Raw genomic sequence first — 16,516 nt, 5'->3', positions numbered from 1 at the left:
CTTACCTTGGCGCAGAATCGGTTTCTGAAAGGTTAACGCGCCTCACCGGCCATGCGCGCTGTGGCGCGGCGCACCAGCATATGCAGCAGGATCGAAAACACGCCCAAAGTCAGCATGGCCGCGAACATCAGATCGGTCTTGGCCCGGCCATTGGCCAGTAGCATCAGGTAGCCCAACCCTTGCGAGGACCCGACCCATTCGCCGATCACCGCGCCAATCGGCGCATAGACCGCCGCCAATCGCATCCCCGAGGCCAGCGAGGGCAGCGCCGCCGGGATACGGATGTGCCACAGAACCGAACGCGGGCTTGCCTGCATCGTTCGCGCAAGATCGAGATATCCGGGTGGGGTCCTCATCAGACCGTCAAAGAAGGATGAGGTGATCGGGAAGTAGATGATCAGAACCGCCATCGCGACCTTGGACCAGAGGCCATAGCCGAGCCACAGGGTCAGCAGCGGCGCCAGCGCAAAGACCGGAAGAGCCTGGGTAAAAACCAGCATCGGCTGCACCAGCACCCGTGCGGCCCGCGAATTGGCCAGTTGCAGCGCGGTGACGACGCCCAGAACGGTACCCACCGCCAGGCCGATCACGACCTCAACCGCTGTGATCCAGGTGTGTTCTGCAATCACCCAGCGGTTCTGCCACCAGGTCTCGGCCACAAGCGCCGGGCCGGGCAGGATGAATTTGGGCAGGCCGGTCAGGCTGACAATCGCTTGCCAGACGGCCAGAGCGAACAAGGTTGCGGCGAGGGCGGAGAGGAGTTTCATGCCGCCTCTCTCAGCAGCTTCAGCAGCGCACCTTGGGTTTCCAATGTTTCCAGATCATCCACATGGCGTGGTGCAGGCGCGGCAGGCGGGGCGCAAGAGGTCAGCCCTTGCTGCGTCATCACGACGATGGATTGGCCCAGACGCGCGGCCTCGGCCGGGTCGTGGGTGACCAGAAGGACCGTCCGGCCTTGCAGCGCCTCGGCGGCCAAATCCTGCATGTCTGCACGGGTGCGTGCATCAAGGGCCGAGAATGGCTCATCCAGAAGCACGATGGGGCGATCTTCCATAAGGGTCCGCGCCAAGGCGACGCGCTGTCGTTGGCCGCCGGACAGCTCCAACGGCTTCTTGGCCATGTGGTCTTGTAAGCGCATCCGTTCAATCAGACGGTCCCGGCGATCCAGATCGGGTTTCTCACCCCGCAACCGCGCGCCGAGCGAGACGTTTTGCGCCACCGTCGCCCAAGGCAGCAGCAAGTCATCCTGCGCCATATAGGCCACGCGAGTCGGGACGGTTTGGCCATCGCTGGCCATGATCTGACCGGTGAAATCCGCGCCTGTCTCCAACCCGGCGATCAGGCGCAGAACCGTGGTTTTGCCGACGCCCGATCCACCTAGCAGACAAGTCCACTGTCCCGCCCCAAGGGTTAGGGTCAGCGGTGCGAACAAGGGCGCATCACCAATGCTCGCGTGTCCGCTGATGGTGAGATCGGGCGCAGGGGTCATGGAGTCAGACCCATTTGCCAGAAATTGACCTCCAGCTCCGTGGCAGTGCGGAAGGTCTGGCACAAACGACCCCAACGCGGAGAGGCCTCGAAATCTGCCCCAATCCGTCGTGTTAGAGCCGAATCTAGCAGTTCGCCGACCGCCTTGCACGCGCCCTGGTAGTCCTCACCAGCATAGGTATTGATCCAGTCGCGATGCGTCTCGGATGTGGCTTCGGAGGCCAGCCGAGCGCCGATCTCACCATAGCCCATCACACAGGGCGCAAGTGCGGCCAACAGGTCCAGCAGATCGCCGCTATACCCGGCTTCGAGGACAAAGCGGGTATAGGCCAGATTTTCTTGCCGTTCAGGCGTGGCGAACAATTCAGCTTGCGAGATGCCCGCCGCTTCGCAAACGCCAATATGCAGTTTCATCTCTTCGCTGATCAGGCCATTGACGGTGCGGGATGCGGCCAGCATCTCTTCATGCGTTTCCGATTTCACCACCGCCAGCGCCCAGGCGCGGCTGAAGTGGATCAGGAACACATAATCCTGACGCAGGTAGTGCAAGAACGCCTCTCGGGGCAGAGAGCCGTCCTTCATCCCTTCGACAAAGGCGTGGCGGGTGTAGTCCTGCCACGGCCCCTGTGCCGCGCCACGCATCAGCGTGAAGGCTTTGCCATAGTCGCTCATTGTGCGGTCACGTCGATGGTGATGTCGCTGACCGGCAGAACGCTGTCGATCATGCCGCTTTCGTTCAGGAAGGTCTCAAATCGGGCATAACGGCCTGCATCAAAACCCGCCGGGCGCAGAGCAAAGCGCGGCAGGGTGTCGACCCAAGCGCGAGCATTCAGCTCATCCTGCAACTCGGGCGAAGTCGCGGCGAAAATCTCCCAGCTTTTTTCGGGGTTGTTGACAATGTACTGGGTCGCTTTTTCGGTCGCCGCCAGGAAACGCGCGATCTTATCCTTGTCCATCGTCTCGGGGTTAGCAACGTAGATCAACTCGTCATAGGACGGCACGCCCTCTTCCTCGATATAGAAGCAGGTGCCGGGACGGCCTTCGATATCCATCTGGTTCAACTCGAAGTTCCGATAGGCGCCGATCACCGCATCTACCTGACCGGTCATCAGCGACGGCGAGAGCGAGAAGTTCACGTTGATCAGTTCAACATCGTCCAGCGCCACGCCATATTTGCCCAGCACGGTGGTCAGAACAGCCTCTTCCACACCAGCGACCGAGAAGCCGATTTTCTTGCCCTTCAGGTCCGCAGGCGACTTGATCGGGCCGTCTTCCAGAACCAGCAGACAGTTCAGAGGGGTCGCAACCAGCGTACCGACACGCTTCAGCGGCAGGCCTTCATGGATCTGCAGGTGCAGCTGCGGCTGATAAGATACGGCCAGTTCGGCCTGACCAGCAGCCACCAAACGCGGCGGGGCAGAGGGATCAGCGGGCGGAACGATCTCGACCTGCAACCCTTGCTCGGCGAAATAGCCGTTTTCCTGCGCCACGATGATGGGCCCATGATCGGGGTTGATGAACCAATCCAGCAGAACGGTCATCTTGTCTTCGGCCCAGGCCGGCGCAGCGGCCAGAAGGGCGATGGCTGTCATCAGCTTTTTCATGTCTCGCGTTTCCTTTTCACTCACGAGGTTGAAGCCGCAACGAGGACAATCTCGCCCGACCAATCCGGTTCTATCTGTTCAGCTGCGCGCCAGGCACGCAGGCCGGTTGCACAGCACAAAGCCAGCCTTTTTTCTTTGTTAGGCTCTGATTTCAGGTGTTCCACGCTTAGGCGACGTGCCAGAGGGTGGATGGGTTGAGGAGCTTCATCCTCGTCCCGAAGCTCAACAATTACATCGTCTGAAGACAGCTGCGAGGCGGCAACGAAGGCGAAGAATTGCTCAGGCTCAGGCGCTGTATCAAAACGGAAGCTGGAGCTTCGGAAGGTCTGGGCATCCACCTGCACCATCAGGCCAAGAGGCGACGGGTCGAGGCCCAGGATCAAAGCCAACGCCATTTGCGCCTGCATCGCACCGATCATGCCCACGACCGGCCCCAGCACGCCTGCCGTGGCACAGCTCGCCCTGCTGGTTGGCGCGTCGGGGAACACGGCCCGCAGTGAAGGCGCACCGCCGCAGAACGCGCCCACATAGCCAGACAGGCCCAACACCGAGGCGCTGACCAAAGGTTTGCCCAAGGCCAGGCAAACATCCGACAAGGTGTAGCTGGCGGCATAGCTGTCCGCACAGTCGAGAATCACATCGGCCTGTGAAACAAAACCGGCCGCATTCTCGTTTGTTAGAGCCTGTTTTTGCGCGACGACGTCGATATCAGAATTCAAAGAACGGCAGCGATCGGCTGCAACTTTGGCCTTTGGGCGCCCGCAATCTGCCTCGGTAAACAGCGTCTGGCGATGCAGGTTTGACAGAGCTACGTCATCCGCATCAAGGATCGTGAAATGGCCAACGCCTGCCCCGGTCAGCAAAGGCAGAACCGGAGCCGCCAATCCACCCGCCCCGACAACCAAAACCCGCGCCTTGGACAGGCGCGCCTGCCCTTCGGCCCCCACCTCAGGCAGGATCATCTGTCGGGCGTAGCGGCTCATCTGGTGGCCTCGATCCACTGGCGCACCCGCGCCTCGGGGACGGCGTTCAGGGTGATGTCTGTGACGACCGAGACAATGTCTGCCCCCGCCTCAAGCACGCCGGGCGCGCGTTCGACGCTCATACCCCCGATCCCGACCAGAGGAATGTCGCCCACTCGGGCTTTCCATTCCGTGACTCGTGGCAGTCCTTGCTGCTCCCACTTCATCTTTTTCAGGATCGTCGGATAGACCGGTCCCAGCGCGACGTAGTCGGGGTCCATGGCCAGAACGCGTTCTAGCTCATCATCGTCATGGGTGGAAACGCCCAGCTTTAGACCCGCTTTTTGGATTGCTTTGAGGTCGGCGTCATCCAGATCTTCCTGCCCCAGATGGATCCAGTCGCAGCCCGCATCAATCGCGGCCTGCCAATAGTCATTTACCACCAAAACTGCGCCATGCTTTTTGCACAGATCGCGAGAGGTCGCGATCTCGGCCCGAACAACTTCATCCGGCTGATCCTTCATGCGCAGCTGTACCAGCTTTACACCCAAAGGCAGCATCCGCCGCAGCCAGTCGGAGTGGTCAAAGATCGGGTAGAAACGGTCCAAACTCATGACAGGAACGCCTTTCCAACAACGGGGGTTGAGGGTTCAGCCATGTCGCGGGCCTCGATCGGGTCGGCCTGATGGGCCAGCTGTCCTGCCTCAACCGCGCGCATCATGGCCTTTGCCATCAACGCCGGATCACCAGCGCGAGCGACGGCTGTGTTCAACAATACCGAGTCATAGCCCAGCTCCATCGCGTGGGCCGCATGGCTGGGCAGGCCGATCCCGGCATCAATCACCAGCGGCACATCCGGAAACTCGGCCCGCATCGCGCGCAGGGCGTATTCATTGTTCAGCCCCCGGCCCGAGCCGATGGGCGCTCCCCAGGGCATCAAAACCTCACACCCGGCCTCAAGCAGCCGTTCACCCACGATCAAGTCGTCGGTGGTGTAAGGGAAGACCTCGAACCCATCCTCGGTCAGGATGCGCGCGGCCTCGACCAGCTGGAAGACGTCTGGCTGCAGACTGTCGGTATGGCCGATCAGCTCCAGCTTGATCCACTTGGTTTCAAACACTTCGCGGGCCATATGCGCGGTGGTCACCGCCTCTTTGACCGTATGACACCCGGCGGTGTTGGGCAGCACCAGCACACCCAGATCGCGGATCATCTGCCAAAAGGTCTGCCCGGCCCCCGATTCCCGCCGCAAAGAGACCGTCGCCACACCCGCGCCGCTGTCGCGGAACGCCTGTTCGAGGATAGCGGGGCTGGGATATAACGCGGTGCCCAGCATCAGCGGGTTGGGCAGGTCGACGCCATAGAAGCTCTTCATCCTCACCCTCCTTGCATCGGCGACAGGATTTCGACCCGGTCACCTTCGGACAGGGCATGGGCAATGCGCAGGCTGGAGGGCACGAATTCCTCGTTCACCGCCGTTGCGACACGGCCAGAGAAACCGCATTCCTCTAGCAGCTCTGCCAAGGTAGAGGCCTTTACCTCCTTGGGGTCGCCATTAAGCACGATCTTCATCGACCATCTCCGAATGTTTGTTCTCAAGCGCCAGATCGGCCACGCCCTGTGCCAAGGCAGGCGCCAACAGGTAGCCATGGCGGTAGAGGCCATTGGCATAGATCGTCCGACCCAAGCGCCGGATACGCGGCAGGTTGTCGGGAAAGGCAGGGCGCAGATCGACCCCGATTTCCAGCACCTCGGCCTCACCAAAGGCCGGGTTCAAGGCGTAGGCCGCGCTGAGCAGTTCCAGCATCGAGCGCGCGGTGATCCGGCTGCTGTCTTCGCTTTCGATCATGGTCGCGCCCAGCATGTAAATGCCCTCACCACGCGGCACGATGTAGAGGGGCATCCGCGGGTGCAACAGGCGTACGGGGCGTGTCAGCATCACATCAGGGCATCGCACCACCAGCATCTCGCCCTTTACGCCACGCAGATCATGCAGATATTCGCGCGCGTGCAGCCCTCGACAATCAATGGCGTTTTCCAACTGCGCAGGTGCGAGTTTGCGGTGGAATTCAACGCCCTTGTCTTTGAGACCTCGGTGCAGGTCGAGCAACGCCTGACGGGGGTCGAGATGCGCTTCTTGATCGAAGTACAATCCTTTTCCGAATCCATGCAGATCAGGCTCTAATTTAGCGATTTTCGCCCGATCTACCTCGGAATAGGAATTCGTCCGGCGGGCAAATCTTCGCAAATCCGGAATGTCCCGCGCATTTGCCACGACCAGAGTGCCGCATCGTTGCACAGGTGTTCGGGAGGCCCACCAGTCAATGGCGGATTTACCCAGCCTGAGGACAGGTTCCTCCGCGTTTTCATACTCGCACCACGGGGCCAACATACCGCCCGCCCACCAGGAACATCCATGCGGACCCGGAGGGCCGCCTGGATCGAAAACCTGCACCTTTGCCCCGCGCGAGACCAGCTCTGAGGCAACGGCCAAACCGGCGACACCGGCCCCTATGACAGACCAGAGCGTCACGCGGGCCACACCCGGTGGAAGTGATGAACAGGCCCGTGGCCCGCACCGATCTTCAGCTCATCGGCCCGCGCGATTGCACCCTGCAGATACTCATGCGCCTCCGCCACGGCATCGACAAGCGTCAGGTCCTTGGCCAAACCGGCAGCGATGGATGAAGAAAGCGTGCAACCCGTTCCATGGGTGTTTCGGGTTGCTTTCCGTGGGGCCTGAAATTCGGCAATCACCCCGGTTTCGTCGATCAGCAGATCATGGCAGATATCTCCCTTGCCATGACCGCCCTTCATCAAGACCGCTTTTGCACCCAACGCACACAGAGCTTTACCCTGTTCAACCATCGCCTCGGGCGTGTGGGCATCACCCTGATCCAGCAAACATGCCGCCTCGGGCAGGTTTGGCGTCAGAACGGTTGCACGAGGCAGCAAGACATCGCGCAGGGTTTGAACCGCTTCATCGGCCAGAAGGGCATCACCGGATTTCGCAATCATCACGGGGTCCAGAACGACTGGCCCTCGAAACCCGGAAATCCCCTGCGCCACAGTTTCAATGATTTCTAGCGTCGCCAGCATTCCGATCTTGATGGCGCGTACATCCAGATCGCTTAGGACTGCTTCGATCTGGGCCGAGATCACCTCTAACGGGATGCCATGCACGGCCGTAACCGCTTGTGTGTTCTGAGCGGTAACGGCGGTGATCACGCTGGCCCCGAAAACACCCAAAGCCGACATCGCCTTGAGATCGGCCTGAATGCCCGCGCCGCCGCCGCTGTCGGATCCTGCTATGGTCAAGGCAATAGGTGCCACGTCGTTGCTCCATCTATTGTGAGCAACTCGGGCATGGAAAACGTCTGTTTGCTTTAGACCGTTCCCTACGCCGGAATTGCCCGGATCAGGTTCGATGGGTTAGCGCTTGCGCCTCTCAGCCCTTCGATAAGGGCACCCCAACGGTTGATGCGGACAATCTCAGGACCGGTCTGGAAAATCAAGCCTCAATCCACGTATCGTATGGCCAATATCTTCAATAAAATAAGGCCAGAAGAACGGTGGAGTTTGCGGCGTAACTACCGCAAGCTCTGAAGCTATTTGCGACAGATGAATGAAGGATCACATCGTTTGCGAGACCGAGCCACCTGGCGACAGATACCTGTGGGGCGGCGGGATCAGAGTCTCGATTTAAAAAGGCCGCCCCAATTGGAGCGGCCTGAACTTAGCTTTTCATCCCGTCCCAGAAGGACTTCACGGATGAGAAAAAGCTTTTTGATTCTGGATGGTTATCCTCACCCAAATCATCAAACTCACGCAAAAGCTCTTTCTGGCGAGAGGTGAGGTTGACCGGAGTTTCCACAGCCAGTTCGATGAACATGTCACCGATGCCACCACCCCGCAAAGCAGGCATGCCCTTTCCGCGCAGGCGCATTTGGCGACCCGACTGGCTGCCCGCCGGGATCTGCACCCGTCCGCGCCCGCCATCAATGGTAGGCACCTCGATGGACCCGCCCAGCGCGGCTTTGGCCATGCTGACAGGCACGCGGCAATAGAGATTCACGCTGTCACGTTCGAACAGTTTGTGGTCCGAGACCTCAACAAAGATATAGAGGTCACCCGGAGGGCCACCGCGCATACCGGCCTCACCCTCACCCGCCAGGCGGATGCGTGTACCGGTCTCAACACCGGCAGGGATATTGACCGACAGGGCGCGTTCTTTTTCCACACGGCCCGCGCCATTGCAGGATTTACAGGGATTTTTGATGATCTGTCCCAAGCCCGAACAGGTCGGGCAGGTGCGTTCAACGGTAAAGAACCCTTGCTGCGCCCGGACCTTACCCATGCCGGAGCAGGTTGGACATGTCGTAGGTTCAACGCCACCTTCAGCGCCCGAGCCATCACAGGCCGAACAAGCCACGGCAGCAGGAACGTTGATGGTTTTCTGCAGGCCCGAGAAAGCCTCTTCCAGCGTTACGCGCAGGTTATAGCGCAGGTCGGACCCGCGTGCCGCGCGACGTCCGCCGCCGCCACCGCGTTGGCCGCCCATGAAATCGCCAAACAGATCGTCGAACACATCCGAGAACGCGCTGGAAAAGTCACCCTGACCAAAGCCACCGCCCGGACGGCCACCACCGCCCATGCCATTTTCAAAAGCGGCATGACCAAAACGGTCGTAGGCTGCTTTTTTGTCAGCATCGCGCAGCACGTCATAGGCTTCGTTCGCTTCTTTGAACTGCGCCTCGGCATCCGGGTTGTCTTTGTTGCGGTCGGGATGCAATTCCTTGGCTTTCTTGCGAAAACCTTTCTTGATCTCATCCGCAGATGCGCCCTTGGTGACACCAAGCACATCATAGTAGTCGCGTTTTGACATCAGTTTTCCCTTCTGCCTCAACGTAATCGGGCCGGCCCGGCAAGCGGACCGGCCCAGATTGGCCCGGTTACCGGTTACTTACGCTTGTCGTCGTCCAGATCTTCGAACTCGGCGTCGACAATGTCATCATCCACAGGACCCGCATCTGCCGCTGCAGGCTCTTCCTCGCCCTCTTCGGCTTGCGCCTTGTAGATGGCTTCGCCCAGCTTCATAGCGGCTTCGGTGACGTTCTGGATGCCGGACTTGATCTTGTCGGCGTTCTCGGTTTCCAGCTCGTCCTTCAGCGCGGCAATTGCCAGCTCAATGGCTTCGATGGTGGTCGGATCGACCTTGTCGGAGTGCTCTTCCATCGACTTCTCGGTTGAGTGGATGAGGCTTTCCGCCTGGTTCTTGGCGTCGACCAGCTCGCGGCGTTCCTTGTCGGCTTCCGCGTTCTCTTCGGCGTCCTTGACCATCTTTTCGATGTCCTCATCGGACAGACCGCCCGAAGCCTGGATAGTGATCTTCTGCTCTTTGCCAGTGCCTTTGTCTTTGGCCGAAACCGAGACAATGCCGTTGGCGTCGATATCAAAAGTCACCTCGATCTGAGGCATACCGCGCGGTGCCGGTGGGATGTCTTCGAGGTTGAACTGACCCAGGATCTTGTTGTCCGCAGCCATTTCACGCTCACCCTGGAACACGCGGATGGTTACGGCGTTCTGGTTGTCTTCGGCAGTCGAGAAGACCTGAGACTTCTTGGTCGGGATCGTGGTGTTACGGTCGATCAGGCGGGTGAACACGCCACCCAGCGTCTCAATACCCAGCGACAGCGGGGTAACGTCTAGCAGAACCACGTCTTTAACGTCGCCCTGCAGAACACCTGCTTGGATAGCCGCGCCCATGGCAACCACTTCGTCCGGGTTCACACCTTTATGCGGCTCTTTACCGAAGAATTTGGTGACCTCTTCGATCACTTTCGGCATCCGGGTCATACCACCGACCAGAACAACTTCGTCCACGTCAGCAGCCGACAGACCGGCGTCTTTCAAAGCGGCGGCGCAAGGCTTCATCGACTTTTTGATCAGGTCCGAAACCAGCGATTCCAGCTTGGCACGGGTCAGTTTCATGACCATGTGCAGCGGCTGACCGTTCGAACCCATTGAGATGAACGGCTGGTTGATTTCGGTCTGCGAGGTCGAGGACAGCTCGATCTTGGCTTTTTCAGCGGCTTCTTTCAGACGCTGCAGGGCCATCTTGTCTTGCGACAGGTCGACACCGTGTTCCTTTTTGAACTCGTCCGCCAGGTAATTGACGATGCGCATGTCAAAGTCTTCACCACCCAGGAAGGTGTCACCGTTGGTCGACTTAACTTCGAACAGGCCGTCGTCGATTTCCAGGATGGTCACGTCGAAGGTACCGCCACCAAGGTCATAGACCGCGATGGTTTGGGTTTCTTCTTTATCCAGACCATAGGCCAGAGCAGCCGCTGTCGGTTCGTTGATGATGCGCAGCACTTCCAGACCGGCGATTTTACCGGCGTCTTTGGTGGCCTGACGCTGAGCATCGTTGAAATATGCCGGAACGGTGATAACCGCCTGCGTGACTTCCTCACCCAGATAGCTTTCTGCGGTTTCCTTCATCTTGCCCAGAGTGAAGGCCGAGATCTGGCTTGGGGAGTACTTTTCACCGCGAGCTTCAACCCATGCGTCGCCATTGCCGCCATTTACGATGGCATATGGCACCATTTTCTTATCTTTTTCGACTTCTGCATCATCCACACGACGACCGATCAGACGCTTGACGCCAAAGATCGTGTTGTCGGGGTTGGTGACCGCCTGACGTTTTGCAGGCTGACCGACCAGTCGCTCATCTTCGGTGAAGGCGACGATCGAGGGCGTGGTCCGCGCCCCTTCGGCGTTTTCGATGACCTTCGGCTGCGAGCCATCCATGATCGCAACACACGAGTTGGTGGTGCCGAGGTCAATCCCGATTACTTTTCCCATATTTTCAATCCCTTTCTCTTCAAGGCGATGTCCCGAGGGCCGGACCCGTTATGGCATCCCGTCCCCGATCTGATGTGCGCGACAGCACTACACCATCGCGCGTCTCGGCGTATATAAGGGCCGGACCAGAGGCCTGCAAGCATTCTGAATTGCAGGTTTTCGGGAATCTGCGGCCTTTTTTGGCAAGGATTAGGTAAGGAATGGGGAATCCGGCATGGCTAGGCTGCTTTTACGGGGATTCGAGATCAGGAAGGGCTATCTGAACAGTGCCGCCCAAAGCCGGCTGATCGATGCGCTGCGCCCGATTCTGAAATCTGCGCCCCTGTTCCGCCCCGTGACACCATCGGGCAAAGAGATGTCGGTGCGCATGACCTCTGCCGGGGATTTGGGTTGGGTGACGGACAAGGCGGGCTACCGCTATCAGGGCCAGCATCCCGGGGGCATGAACTGGCCCAAGATCCCCGAACTTGTCCTTGCGATCTGGCAAGATCTGGTGGGCCCAGAGCGCGCACCGGATTGCTGCCTGATCAACTATTATGGCGAAGACGCGAAGATGGGCCTGCATCAGGACAAAGATGAGGCCGATTTCTCGTGGCCTGTGTTGTCGGTCTCGCTCGGCGATGATGCGCTGTTCCGCATCGGCAACACAACACGCGGAGGCAAAACGGAATCCATCTGGCTGAACTCGGGCGATGTGGTGATCATGGGCGGCCCAGCGCGATTGACCTATCATGGCGTAGATCGCATCCGGTTCAAATCATCCAAACTGCTGCCCAAGGGCGGGCGGATCAACCTAACCCTGCGCGTTGCGCTCTAGCGGCGCGCACTCCAGCTTTGTGAGACGTGTTTTTTGGTAAAGAAGACGCCCAACAGACCGATCATCACCAACGCGACGCCAACCCAGACCGCATATTCCCAGCTTGTGTTGCGCGGGTAATAATTGCGGAAAACATAACCGCGACACTGGTCAATCAAATGAAAAAGCGGGTTCCAAGCGAACAACATCAACATGTATCCGCCCAGTGCATTGGCCAGAAACATCTTGCCCGAGAAGATCATTTGCAACCGTCGGTACACCGTGGTCAGAATGCCTGCCGTCATTGGAAACCAAGGCCGCAGCGCCATCAAAACCAGCCCCACCGCACATCCGGTGAACCATGACAAAAGGACCATAGCAAAGGCAGGCCCGGGCTGTTCGATTACCAATGGATTTACCGCGGCATGGTAGATGAACAGGATGACAAACATCGTCACCATCATGGTGTAGAGCGTCCCAAAAGCCGTGGCCAAAATCGTGATCACCATATTCATAGGTGAATGCAGCATCATTGGGTTGTTACCCGCCCCGACACCCGCGACCTTTTTTACCGATTTGATGTGCAACATGAACAGGAACACACCCGACAAGAGGTACAAAACAATGTCGCCTCGCACCTTGGCCACCCGTGTGCCCATAAAGGACATGATCAGGTAGAACACGAGAACCATCGCAAGGACTTGAACAACACTTCGGATAATCGCGACCACCGCGTTTGCGTGTTGGGTCCGGATGTCACGCACAACCGCATGAAAGATCAGCTCCGCCGTGGTGAAGGCACCACCCAGCAGGGTCTTGTTATTCCTGAAATAGAACACGTGTCGGGTCTTTCCTGCTCTGTTGACCTCAGTCTTTCACGAATACCTTGCCGTTCGGTAACCAGCACATCATAAGTCCGTCACCACATTCGATCAACAAACCACCAAATCGGAGCTTTTTTGTGACCTACGACGCCCTTATCCCCGTCATCCGACGTCTGGCACTGGAAGCCGGTGACAAGATCATGGAGATCTACAACTCGGACACCTTCGATGTGAAGGTCAAGTCCGACGAAAGCCCCGTGACCGAGGCCGATGAGGCCGCCGATGCGTTGATCTCAGAAGGACTGCGCGCGGCCTTCCCCGACATCCTGCTGGTGACAGAAGAACAGGCCGCCTCGCATTCCGAGAAGGGCGAGACATTCCTTATCGTTGATCCGCTGGATGGCACCAAGGAGTTCATCAATCGGCGCGGGGATTTCACGGTCAATATCGCTCTGGTCGAAAACGGTACCCCCACGCGCGGCGTCGTCTATGCCCCTGCGCGCGGTCGCATGTTCTACACCCAAGCCGATGGGCAATCGGTCGAGGAAACAGGCGCATTGGACAAGGCCCACGCCGGTGAGATCGCGCCGATTTCAGTCTCTAATCCGGACAATTCCGCCCTTTTGATCGTCGCCTCCAAATCGCACCGGGATCAGGCAACCGAGGATTACATCAACAAATATCAGGTGCAGGACAGCAAGAGCGCGGGCTCGTCCCTCAAGTTCTGTCTGGTCGCAACGGGTGAGGCGGATCTCTACCCACGGGTCGGACGCACGATGGAGTGGGACACCGCCGCCGGGCACGCTGTACTGGCAGGGGCTGGTGGTCAGGTGGTCCGGTTCGACGACCACACACCGTTGACCTATGGCAAGGACGGCTATGCAAACCCGTTCTTCATCGCCTACGCTCCGGGTGTTGAGTTGAAGGAAGCCTGATGTCCGTTCTGATCGCCATTCCCGCCCGCTACGCCTCATCCCGCTATCCGGGCAAGCCTTTGGTGCCGCTGACTGGCGCAACGGGCAAAGCCATGACACTGATCGAGCGCTCATGGCGAGCGGCCAAGTCTGTGTCAGGCGTGGACAAGGTCGTTGTCGCCACAGATGACGACCGCATCCGGGACGCCGCCGAGGGGTTCGGGGCCGAGGTCGTGATGACCTCGGAAACCTGCCAGAACGGCACCGAACGCTGTGCCGAGGCACATGAGGTTTTGAGTGGTGGCTACGAGATCATCGTAAACTTGCAAGGCGACGCGCCGCTGACACCGCATTGGTTTGTCGAGGACCTGATCTCCGGCCTGCGCGACGCGCCCGAGGCCGGTGTCGCGACGCCCGTTCTGCGTTGCGACGGGGATGCGCTGAACAGCTTGCTCAATGATCGCAAACACGGGCGCGTCGGCGGCACGACTGCCGTTTTTGCAAGCGATAACAGCGCGATGTATTTCTCGAAAGAAGTGGTGCCCTTCACGTCTGACAGCTATGCAGGAACGGATCCAACCCCGGTGTTTCACCATGTAGGTGTATACGCCTACCGCCCAGATGCGTTGTCCGCCTACCCCAGCTGGCCTACCGGCCCGCTGGAGCAGTTGGAAGGTCTGGAACAGCTGCGCTTCATGGAAAACGGCCGCAAGGTTCTATGCGTCGAGGTCGAAGCCAAAGGTCGCCAGTTCTGGGAGCTGAACAACCCTCAGGACGTGCCCAAGATCGAAGCGATGATGGCGGATATGGGGCTGGAGTGATCCCTTTTCCCCCTGACCAAACCTGCGAATCTGGCGTAGAAGCGCCCAAATATGACCAATGGACCTGATATGAAAACGATCCTTGTCACGGGTGGCGCAGGCTACATCGGCTCTCACGCTTGCAAGGCGTTGGCGCAAGCGGGCTTTGTACCGGTGACCTACGACAACCTAGTCACCGGCTGGCAGGATGCGGTCAAGTTTGGCCCGTTTGAACAGGGCGACCTGCTTGACCGCGCGCGGCTGGACGAGGTTTTTGCCAAGTATCAGCCTCAGGCCGTGATGCATTTCGCCGCGCTCAGCCAGGTTGGCGAGGCCATGAAAGAGCCCTCGCGTTATTGGTCGAACAATGTGACTGGCTCGCTGACTCTGATCGAAGCTGCAGTGGCCGCAGGCTGTCTGGATTTCGTATTTTCCTCAACCTGCGCGACCTATGGCGATCAGGACAATGTTGTGCTGGACGAGAGCACACCTCAGCACCCGATAAACGCTTATGGCGCCTCGAAACGGGCGATTGAGGATATCTTGCGGGATTTCGAGGCCGCTCATGGCCTGCGCCATGTGATCTTCCGCTATTTCAACGTGGCCGGTGCCGATCCCGAAGGCCAGGTTGGAGAGTTCCACCGGCCTGAGACCCATCTGATCCCGCTGATGCTGGATGCGATTGATGGCAAGCGGGATGGCCTGACTGTGTTTGGCACCGACTACGACACGCCGGACGGTACCTGCATCCGCGACTATGTGCATGTCTGCGATCTGGTTGATGCGCATGTTCTGGGCCTGAACTGGCTGCGGCAGGGTAAAGACAGCCGTGTGTTCAATCTGGGCACCGGGTCGGGGTTCTCGGTTCTTGAGGTTATCGAGCAGTCCAAAACCGTCACCAATCGCGCCGTTCCCTACACCGTCGGACCGCGCCGCGCAGGGGATTGTACCAAACTGGTGTCAGGCTCACTCCGCGCCGAAGATGAGCTGGGATGGAAGCCAAAACGCTCAACGTTAGAGACGATGATCACTGACGCGTGGCGCTGGCATCAAACCGGCGCCTACGAGAAATGAGCCGCCGTTGACCCCCGTCAGCGCCCAACTTCCTCGCATCAGCCCGGCCCAGAAATACCGGCTGCGCTGGAAACGGCGCAGGCTGCTGTGGCAATCCTGGCGCAGCCGGCACCAGTTGGCCTGTTTGCAGAACAGAACCTTGGATATCCAGCGCGGAGATATTCTGGCCTTCGTCACCCTGCGCAACGAGTTGGAACGTCTACCGTGGTTTTTCCGGCACTACCGCGCCTTGGGCGTCGACCATTTTCTGATCGTGGACAATGGCAGCGACGACGGATCGACCGAGTTTCTGGCGCAGCAATCTGACGTATCGCTCTGGCACACGCAGGCCAGCTACCGCGCCGCACGCTTTGGGCTGGATTGGCTGACCTCTCTGCAAATCCAGTATGGCCACGGTCACTGGTGCCTGACTGTCGACGCGGATGAGCTGCTGATCTACGCGCATCACGATACCCGAGTTTTGCAGGACCTGACCCGCTGGCTGGAAGAGCAAGGCCGCGTCGGGTTCGGTGCTTTGATGCTGGATCTCTACCCGAAAGGCCCGCTGGGGTCGCAAACCCATGACCCGGAAAGTGATCCGACCAAAACCCTGAACTGCTTCGACGCCAGCCCCTATCGCGCGCAGCGGCAAACCCCGATGGGCAATCTATGGGTCCAGGGCGGCGCGCGCGAGCGGGTGTTTTTCGCCAATATACGCCAGCGCTCACCGACTTTGAACAAGATCCCTCTGGTCAAGTGGTCTCGGCGCTATGCTTATGTAAACTCGACCCATTCCGCGCTGCCGCGTTGCCTGAATGCGCTTTATGATGGGCCGAACGGAGCCGCGCCGTCGGGCGTGCTTTTGCACACGAAGTTCCTGCCCGAGATCACCACAAAGTCGCAAATCGAGAAACAGCGCCGCCAGCATTTTCATGATCCCGACCAATTCCAGACATACTATGATGGGATCATCGCGCAGCCGGATATGTGGACCGACCAGTCCGAGGCATATACTGGCTGGCCAAAACTACAGCAGCTGGGGCTGATGAATGCAGGGGGCTGGTCGGATCAGCAGGACTGAGACACATATCACTAACCTGTTGTAAATGCATTGCCTCTCAAGATGAAAAAATGGCATAGTCAGCAAAACCCGGGTGTTGGACACTCAGCAAGCAATCCGGGGAAGCTCGCGTCAATAACAAGGGTTG

General features: G+C 59.0%; 18 protein-coding genes and 1 riboswitch. Of the genes, 5 read left to right on the top strand and 13 right to left on the bottom strand.

Going from position 1 to position 16,516, the window contains the following annotated elements; all coding sequences use genetic code 11:
• Positions 1-32 precede the first annotated feature (32 nt).
• The 12 genes from ACR0J4_RS17065 to dnaK all read right to left on the bottom strand — a co-directional run bounded on the left by ACR0J4_RS17065 (position 33) and on the right by dnaK (position 10,921).
• The gene (locus ACR0J4_RS17065) at positions 33-767 is read right to left on the bottom strand and encodes an ABC transporter permease (RefSeq protein ID WP_170643454.1); all 735 of its coding nucleotides are present in this window, start codon (positions 765-767) and stop codon (positions 33-35) included.
• Positions 764-1,489 carry an ATP-binding cassette domain-containing protein gene (locus tag ACR0J4_RS17060; RefSeq protein ID WP_170643453.1) on the bottom strand — a complete coding sequence of 242 codons (726 nt, stop codon included), beginning with the start codon at positions 1,487-1,489 and terminating at the stop codon, positions 764-766. The genes ACR0J4_RS17065 and ACR0J4_RS17060 overlap by 4 nt, the downstream gene beginning before the upstream one ends.
• Positions 1,486-2,160, bottom strand: coding sequence for a thiaminase II (gene tenA, locus ACR0J4_RS17055; RefSeq protein ID WP_170643452.1), 675 nt, complete (start codon positions 2,158-2,160; stop codon positions 1,486-1,488). The genes ACR0J4_RS17060 and tenA overlap by 4 nt, the downstream gene beginning before the upstream one ends.
• Complete coding sequence (locus ACR0J4_RS17050; protein ID WP_170643451.1) at positions 2,157-3,092, bottom strand: ABC transporter substrate-binding protein; 936 nt, start codon at positions 3,090-3,092, stop codon at positions 2,157-2,159. The genes tenA and ACR0J4_RS17050 overlap by 4 nt, the downstream gene beginning before the upstream one ends.
• A gap of 20 nt (positions 3,093-3,112) precedes the next feature.
• Positions 3,113-4,075: a HesA/MoeB/ThiF family protein gene (locus tag ACR0J4_RS17045; protein WP_170643450.1), complete on the bottom strand. Its 963-nt coding sequence runs from the start codon at positions 4,073-4,075 to the stop codon at positions 3,113-3,115.
• Entirely contained in the window at positions 4,072-4,668 is a 597-nt protein-coding gene (locus tag ACR0J4_RS17040; protein WP_170643449.1) for a thiamine phosphate synthase, read from the bottom strand. The genes ACR0J4_RS17045 and ACR0J4_RS17040 overlap by 4 nt, the downstream gene beginning before the upstream one ends.
• Positions 4,665-5,429, bottom strand: a complete 765-nt coding sequence (locus ACR0J4_RS17035; protein WP_170643448.1) for a thiazole synthase — start codon at positions 5,427-5,429, stop codon at positions 4,665-4,667. The genes ACR0J4_RS17040 and ACR0J4_RS17035 overlap by 4 nt, the downstream gene beginning before the upstream one ends.
• 2 nt (positions 5,430-5,431) lie before the next feature.
• Positions 5,432-5,626 carry a sulfur carrier protein ThiS gene (gene thiS / locus ACR0J4_RS17030; RefSeq protein WP_170479983.1) on the bottom strand — a complete coding sequence of 65 codons (195 nt, stop codon included), beginning with the start codon at positions 5,624-5,626 and terminating at the stop codon, positions 5,432-5,434.
• Positions 5,610-6,587 carry an FAD-dependent oxidoreductase gene (locus tag ACR0J4_RS17025; RefSeq protein ID WP_170643447.1) on the bottom strand — a complete coding sequence of 326 codons (978 nt, stop codon included), beginning with the start codon at positions 6,585-6,587 and terminating at the stop codon, positions 5,610-5,612. Before ACR0J4_RS17025 ends, thiS begins: the two co-directional genes overlap by 17 nt.
• Complete coding sequence (gene thiD / locus ACR0J4_RS17020) at positions 6,584-7,387, bottom strand: bifunctional hydroxymethylpyrimidine kinase/phosphomethylpyrimidine kinase (protein WP_170643446.1); 804 nt, start codon at positions 7,385-7,387, stop codon at positions 6,584-6,586. The genes ACR0J4_RS17025 and thiD overlap by 4 nt, the downstream gene beginning before the upstream one ends.
• Before the next feature lie 45 nt (positions 7,388-7,432).
• Positions 7,433-7,537, bottom strand: a riboswitch (TPP riboswitch).
• Between the two features lie 253 nt (positions 7,538-7,790).
• Complete coding sequence (dnaJ, locus tag ACR0J4_RS17015) at positions 7,791-8,939, bottom strand: molecular chaperone DnaJ (protein WP_170380244.1); 1,149 nt, start codon at positions 8,937-8,939, stop codon at positions 7,791-7,793.
• Between the two features lie 74 nt (positions 8,940-9,013).
• Positions 9,014-10,921: a molecular chaperone DnaK gene (gene dnaK, locus ACR0J4_RS17010; RefSeq protein ID WP_170640934.1), complete on the bottom strand. Its 1,908-nt coding sequence runs from the start codon at positions 10,919-10,921 to the stop codon at positions 9,014-9,016.
• Between the two features lie 214 nt (positions 10,922-11,135).
• Between dnaK and ACR0J4_RS17005 the strand changes: the two genes are divergently transcribed.
• Positions 11,136-11,738, top strand: coding sequence for an alpha-ketoglutarate-dependent dioxygenase AlkB (locus tag ACR0J4_RS17005; RefSeq protein WP_170550739.1), 603 nt, complete (start codon positions 11,136-11,138; stop codon positions 11,736-11,738).
• On the opposite strand, the gene ACR0J4_RS17000 is transcribed toward ACR0J4_RS17005, so the two are convergent.
• On the bottom strand, positions 11,735-12,556 hold the full coding sequence (locus tag ACR0J4_RS17000; protein WP_170643445.1) for an ABC-2 transporter permease: 822 nt from the start codon (positions 12,554-12,556) through the stop codon (positions 11,735-11,737). The two genes, ACR0J4_RS17005 and ACR0J4_RS17000, sit on opposite strands and share 4 nt — an antisense overlap.
• 122 nt (positions 12,557-12,678) lie before the next feature.
• Between ACR0J4_RS17000 and cysQ the strand changes: the two genes are divergently transcribed.
• The 4 genes from cysQ (at position 12,679) to ACR0J4_RS16980 (ending at position 16,389) form a co-directional block, all read left to right on the top strand.
• Positions 12,679-13,476, top strand: a complete 798-nt coding sequence (gene cysQ, locus ACR0J4_RS16995) for a 3'(2'),5'-bisphosphate nucleotidase CysQ (RefSeq protein WP_170643444.1) — start codon at positions 12,679-12,681, stop codon at positions 13,474-13,476.
• Positions 13,476-14,276, top strand: coding sequence for a 3-deoxy-manno-octulosonate cytidylyltransferase family protein (locus ACR0J4_RS16990; protein ID WP_170643443.1), 801 nt, complete (start codon positions 13,476-13,478; stop codon positions 14,274-14,276). Before cysQ ends, ACR0J4_RS16990 begins: the two co-directional genes overlap by 1 nt.
• Positions 14,277-14,345: 69 nt before the next feature.
• Positions 14,346-15,329, top strand: coding sequence for a UDP-glucose 4-epimerase GalE (galE, locus tag ACR0J4_RS16985; RefSeq protein WP_170643493.1), 984 nt, complete (start codon positions 14,346-14,348; stop codon positions 15,327-15,329).
• A gap of 7 nt (positions 15,330-15,336) precedes the next feature.
• On the top strand, positions 15,337-16,389 hold the full coding sequence (locus ACR0J4_RS16980; protein ID WP_170643442.1) for a glycosyltransferase family 2 protein: 1,053 nt from the start codon (positions 15,337-15,339) through the stop codon (positions 16,387-16,389).
• Positions 16,390-16,516: the final 127 nt, after the last annotated feature.

The sequence above is a fragment of the Ruegeria sp. B10 genome, from assembly GCF_056539825.1.
Note: the sequence above shows the minus strand (reverse complement) of the source record. Positions and strands in the feature narration are given on the sequence as shown.